The organism is Cyanobium sp. BA20m-14, from assembly GCF_024346295.1.
Map to the genome: position 1 here is coordinate 1 of NZ_JAGQCR010000190.1, position 6145 is coordinate 6145.

At 53.9% G+C, this 6145-nt stretch carries 4 protein-coding genes; all 4 read left to right on the forward strand.

Annotated features, from left to right (window positions below; genetic code table 11):
• Positions 1 to 576 precede the first annotated feature (576 nt).
• The 4 genes from KBZ07_RS14770 (at position 577) to KBZ07_RS16370 (ending at position 5605) form a co-directional block, all read left to right on the forward strand.
• Positions 577 to 849: a hypothetical protein gene (locus KBZ07_RS14770; protein ID WP_254932321.1), complete on the forward strand. Its 273-nt coding sequence runs from the start codon at positions 577 to 579 to the stop codon at positions 847 to 849.
• A gap of 324 nt (positions 850 to 1173) precedes the next feature.
• Positions 1174 to 1743 (forward strand): tyrosine-type recombinase/integrase, encoded by a 570-nt coding sequence (locus tag KBZ07_RS14775; protein WP_254932322.1) that lies wholly within the window; start codon positions 1174 to 1176, stop codon positions 1741 to 1743.
• Between the two features lie 248 nt (positions 1744 to 1991).
• Positions 1992 to 2315 (forward strand): hypothetical protein, encoded by a 324-nt coding sequence (locus KBZ07_RS14780; protein WP_254932323.1) that lies wholly within the window; start codon positions 1992 to 1994, stop codon positions 2313 to 2315.
• A 1115-nt stretch (positions 2316 to 3430) separates the two neighbouring features.
• Entirely contained in the window at positions 3431 to 5605 is a 2175-nt protein-coding gene (locus KBZ07_RS16370) for an AAA family ATPase (protein WP_254932324.1), read from the forward strand.
• Positions 5606 to 6145 lie beyond the last annotated feature (540 nt).

Genomic DNA, 6145 nt, shown 5'->3' on the forward strand with positions numbered 1-6145 from the left:
GCAGCAGCTAGCTACTGAAGGCGCAACTGAACGTGCGGCTGGACAAAAGCCTTGTGGTGCAAGCGCAAAAGGCAAGCAAGCAACAGGGGCGCACCTTGGCAGCATGTGTGGCAATGGCGCTGGAGCAGTGGCTAGCAGCGCCTAGCAGCGCCCCTCAGGAGCCCTTGCCTATGGACAGGCTTGAAGAGCTGGAGAAGCGGCTGGAGAGGCTTGAGCAGCAAAAGCAGCCACTAGCTAAGAAGCCGGCACCTGGTCCACTTGGACCACCTGCCGCTAAGCCTTCAACAAAACAGGTGGCCGATTGGCCACTAGTTCCCGCTGACGGGGCGATCCCCACAGCAGCCCTGGCCGACCTGCTCGGCATCAAAAGAGGCGCCATCAATGCTCGTATTGCACGAGCTGGAGGGGCTGCTCCTGGCCTTGTCATTGAAGGCTGGAGTTGCATTGGCACAGCAGTGCCGAAAAGGGGCGGCCCCGCACAAGCTCTTTGGCAACAAGCCTGATCGCGACTATTTATTTTTGGTGGCAAACAGTTCTGTTCTGATAGGCTAAGCAAGATTCGCAGAGCCTTGATAGATGTATAAAGTTATTTTCGCTACGATTGGATTGCTAATCATGGGGCAGCCAGTCTTTGCTCAAGGTTTTGGACGAGAGGCCGAAAGGTTTCAAAACGAAATAAATATGATCTATGAGATTCGTGATTTGAAGATTGAAGCCGCTAACTATTTTTATACAAAGAAAAATAGAAAGCTTGCTTGTCTGACGATTCAGCAAGCTTATGATCTTGAGCTTCAGTCTGGCACTTCGGATAAGTCCACGCGGGCGGACATCAGAAAGTATTGCGGCTGAACAAGGGCGTCAGGCAGCGTCTTGGGTGCCATTAACTAGCCAAGGTTGCCGCCTTTATTTTGCCCGCTATTCAATGAGGCAGAAGGAAGTGATAGCTAACAGAGAAAATCAAAGCAGGTTTAGCACGAGATACTAAAGATGCAGCATTTAGCGCCTAATGCTAAAGAATTAGCTTTTCTCAACAAGGGAGGCTTGTTGATAATCAACAAGGCTGCTAGCAGGGGCTTAGCAGGCAGCTAGTAACCAGATTGAGTGGTGGACTAGCTGGTTGCTCTAATGAGAGTTGCGCAACTAAGATGCTGCTAGCAAATGGCAGCAAAAGCTATGAAGGTTCAACGCAACGGCAAGGCAGCAGCACTCACTGAGCAGCAGCTAGAGGCGCTTCTGGCTGCGGCTCCTTCTGCAAAGCATCACTGCCTCTGGATGCTTCAACGCTGGAGCGCAGCACGGATCGGCGAGGCACTGTCGCTCTCTTGGGCTGATGTGGGCGGCAAGCATGTGACCTTCAAAAAATCATCAACGAAAACGAAAACCACAAGGCAGCTCCTTCAAGCTCCTGCTCTGGTTGAAGAGCTTGCTTCCTATCGGCTGCACTGGACAAAGGAGCACGGGCACGAGCCAAAGCCCTCAGAAGCATTGTTCCCAGCCGCAGGCTCTACCACTTCAACGATGTCCAGACAGGCGGCAGACAAGAGCTTCAGGGCTGCTTGCAAGGCGGTTGGCATTGAAGGGGCTTCTTTGCACAGCTTCAGGCGGACAATGGCGCAATCCCTGGTTGCTAAAGGAGTGCCTCTGCCAACAGTGCAGCTAGCAACAGGGCACAAGAGCCTATCTTCTTTGGGAGAATACCTAACTGCCTCGCAAGAAGACGTGCTGGCTGCAATGCTTGCTTGAGAAAATCAAGATTACCGTAGTAATCTTGAAAAGTAGAGGTAGTGTTACTACCTCAAAAAGTAGAGTGGCGGATAGCCACTCTAAAAGTCGCCGGTGTCACCGGGGACATAGCCACAGAGCGACAATCGGCGCTTTTTGCGCGGGGCAGCGGCGAGTACCCCAAAAATAGAGAAGCGGGCAAAATAAAGGAGTTTTCCCTTTGTAGTTCCATGCACTACAATTAAGGAAGCAAAAGCACTTTGCTTGTTATGAACAAAGTCTCGCCCTGCGTCAATGATTATTTAGCTTGCCGGGAAGCCCGTCAGGTAGAGCTATATCGCTATATCAGGCTGGAGAAAATGCTCAAGGAAGCCTTGGACGCCAGTGATGCAGGGGATCTTGAGCAAAAGATGCTTCAGGCTCGCAGCCAGAAGCGCCACCCTGCTGCAACGCTAATTGCCCTCTACAACGAACAGGGCAATGCCCTGGATAAGGCAGACAGCCTCTTTGATGCGGCTGAAGCCTTGCAAAAGTGCCGAGCTGCTGAAGCGCAGAAGGCAATGCACAAAGACTTGCTTAGTCTTGATTGTTAATCACCACTTCTTTTTGCCCGCTATCTAATGAAAAACCAAAAGCAAAATCCAATCGCGATTCGCGTTTTGCCAATGGCAGGGAGGCAACTACCTGCTGACTTCAACCGTTCTCCTGCTCCTGCGGCTGGTAATTTTGATCAACGGCCCCTGAGCGAAATGTGGAAGAGCCCTGTTTGGGCAAGTAAACTTAACAGCGAGAGTGTACAAAATGTAATTAGGGGCGCTCGTTTAACTTCTGCGCCTTCTGGCATTTAGGGGCCACAATGCAAGAACAATACCCTGACGATTGGGCCATCATCTTTGGCAAAAAATAGTTGCTAAACTAGGGGAGTCAAGGTGGTTTTGCAGCGCCTTGTACGCTTCCTCAATAGAAACGGCGGACTTAACGACCCCGCTTTTTTTATGCGCTAAGGTTAAAGAGCGGTGACTCTCCGTGTTAATTAAATCAGAATGGCCTGGGGGGTAGTTTCCCTGGGCTTTTTTTGCCTATACTAATAATGGCAGCTTCAAGCACTGCCGTTGATGGGTGATTAAAACAAACAATTAGGCTCAGGGGTTTCGTAGTCCTCCTGGGCCTTTTTTATTGCCCGTTTCGTTCCTTAACCTTGTCTTAACCGTCACTTGAAAAAACGGTTCTTAGGGTTGAAGAAGCGGGAAGTTCCCGCCTGTTGAATAACCTTCCCAATGAAACGTACGAAAAAGGATTATCACATACGGCCACCAGTGAGCGTTAGGTGCACAGATCAGGAAACTCTGCTCTTTGACACTGCTGCAAAGCAACTCAATACAAGCCGCGCCGCTTTGCTTCGGCTCAGCGCCCTAAGCCTCGTGCACCAGCTACAGCGGGAGGGTGCCCTGGCCCTTGAAACTGCCGCCTAATCCCGCTTAGATCCTCCCATCGGCCGCACTTCAGCAGCCCTCTTGAATCTTGCCTCAACAGCAAGAAGCCGCCCCTGCAAGGGCGGCTCCTCAAGAGACGGGAAATGCACTCCCCCTCTTAGTACTGTGACCATCTCGACATTAGCAGCGCCCTCAGTGGCCCTGCAACCCCTGTCCACAACAACAATCCTAGCCAATCCTCTTGGGAAGGCGGGCAATAAAAAAGGGGCGGTTCTGTGACTGCCTCCCACAAAAGCAAGCTGTTCAACAGCAGCCCATTAGACCCGTGCCCTGTTTGCGGAAGGGACGATGCAGGCGGCGACTGTCGCATCAGTGACGATGGCGCCCTGGTGCTCTGCCATCACGGCAGCACCTTCAGCCCTCCCTCTGGATTGAAGAGCGGCGATGTGGTGCTTGGCAAAGACCTTCAAAGCTGGGCCTACGACAAAGAGACAGGCGACGGCCGTTGCTCTGTTTTCACCCTGCACAAGGAGCGTGCCCTGCGGCTCGTAGAGGCAGTAAAGCCTGCGATTACTATTGCCCGCCTCTCCCCTGAAGCAAAGCCTGCCAAAGGCATTGGCACAGCAGCAGGCACCTTCTTCTCCTATTCAGAAGGCCAACGCGTTCAGCGCCAATACAAAGACGATGGCGAGAAGATCTTCTGGCCACAGACCAAGATCAACGGCTCTTTCATCACTGGCAAGGGAGAAGCACCTTGGCCCCTATACGGCGAGGCACTAGCACTGGCTTCTGGCGGCTGGCCTTTGGAGCTTGAGGGTGAGAAGTGCTGCGATATTGCCAGCAGCATCGGCCTAGTGGCCATTAGCCAGCCGGGCTTCCTAGCCCTAAGCCAAGAGCTTGTGGCCCCGCGCTACGAGCGCCTACGAGGGGCTGGCGTTGAAGGCATTGTCTACTTGGCCGACAACAACGAGGCGGGCAAGCGCAAGGCCATTGCCCTTCAGGCAGTGGCAGAAGCCATTGGTTTTCCTTTTGTGCTCTTGGCTGCTGAAGATCTTTGGCCTGATCTTCCACAAGGCGGCAGCATTGATGACCTAACAGCAGAAGAGCTTGCAGGAGCAGCGGAAAAGATCGAAAAAGCTGCCAGCTTATTTCAAAAGCCTGCCAAAGCCCCTGCCACCACTGCCAAAAAGCCCGAAAAGAAAGAAAAGGCTGCTCCTGCTGCTGACGATGACAAGGCCACTGCCAAGGCCATTGCAGCTTTGCTGGAGAAGCTGCTCGATGCCACGCTTGCTGAAGATCAGCCCCTGGTGGACGCGCTCAAAAGCAGAGCCTGGGGCTACCAGCTCACGCGGGAAGTATTACAAGAGAGGCTGCTTGCTCTATGGGGCCAGAAGAAGGGGCTACTCACTGGAGCAAAAGCGCCAGCCAGAAGCCGCACCATTGGCAAAGCAGACCCTGGCCCTGGCCTTCAACAGCTCCAGCCTGGCTTTGCTCTTAAAAACGATCTGCACGTTCTCGCTGCTGACGGCGGCGCTGGAAAAACCCTGATGACGCTGGAGCTTGCCACCAGCATCAGCATTGGCAGCGGCTTTTTGGATCAGCAAGAAGGCAGCGGGCAAAAAAAAGGGCGGGTTCTTTTCGTTGCGACTGACGGCGGCGCTTCTGCTTGGGCAATGCTCAATGACTATTGCGACGCGCTCCAGACCGTTGAGCGCGGGGCAGACATCGAAGTGTGGGCTGAAGATCCAGAAGAAGGAGAAGCAGCTTGGAACGTGAGCCTGCCCAACCTTGAGCGACTGGCGCAACGGATGGCAAAAGGCGATCTGGTGGCGGTGATTGTTGACACTGCCAACAGTTGCTTCCAAAGCGCAGGCATCAGCCCGTACACGGGCCCAGTGGATCAGTACCTCCGGCTCCTAAAGGCCATTGTCTGCCCTTCTGCGGCGTTGTGGATCAACTGCCATACAACGCGCTCCGGCCAAGGTATGAAGGCCGTTGCAGGCCATCCCGCTTGGCAGGAAGTTCCCTCTGCCGTCCACCGCATCGAGAGGCTGAAGAAGGAAGAAGGAGAAGCGCCTGTCTACAAGTGGACAGTGGAGAAGTTCAGGGGCGAGAGTCCTCGCAGCTTCAACTACCACCGCCTCGATGGGGAGTTCCAGCTCGTAGGAGGTGCCCATTATCAGGAAAACATCGGTGATCTCCTGCTGAAAACCATCCACCGCCACCAACAGACCCCTGGCCTTCTCACCAAACCAAGCGCCTTGGCAGAAGCAACTAAGAAGGGCAGCAACAGCGTGTGGTGCGCCCTACAGCGCCTCAGGCAGCAACGGCTCGTGAAAAGCCAAGGCACCGGCAACCGCATCACCGAGAAGGGCCTGGCCCGCTTGGCTGAGCTGGAAAAGCAAGCGCCTAAGGAAGAAACCCCTGCTGCTGCTGAAGAGTTCTTCTGAAGAGGCGGGCAAAAAAAAAGTGCGGCTCTGCTCCGGCAGGGCCTTTTTTCTTGCTTTTCTTCTGACCCCCCCCCCCCCCTATACACATACACCCCCTTTGACTGGTTTTCGCAATTTTCCCTTGCAGCAGAAGCACTCTCAGCAATTACCAGTCAGGGCTTTTTGCCAACTGTTTTTCGCTGTCTCCCCTTCCAGCACAGGCACTCTCAAGGTTTTCCAGTTGGGTTTTAGCTTCAACTGGTTTTAGCTGTCTCCCCTTGCAGCACAGGCACTCTCGGCAATTACCAGTCAAGGGCAAACACAAGGTATGGGGGGGGGGGGGGGGGTAGGGAAGAAGGAAGAAGAAGAAGACCGCACCTTTTTTTTGCCCGCTTTTCTTCCTTCTGCTATCAAGCGCCTAGCAGCAGCTAGCTAATGAAGGCGCAACTGAACGTGCGGCTGGACAAAAGCCTTGTGGTGCAAGCGCAAAAGGCAAGCAAGCAACAGGGGCGCACCTTGGCAGCATGTGTGGCAATGGCGCTGGAGCAGTGGCTAGCAGCG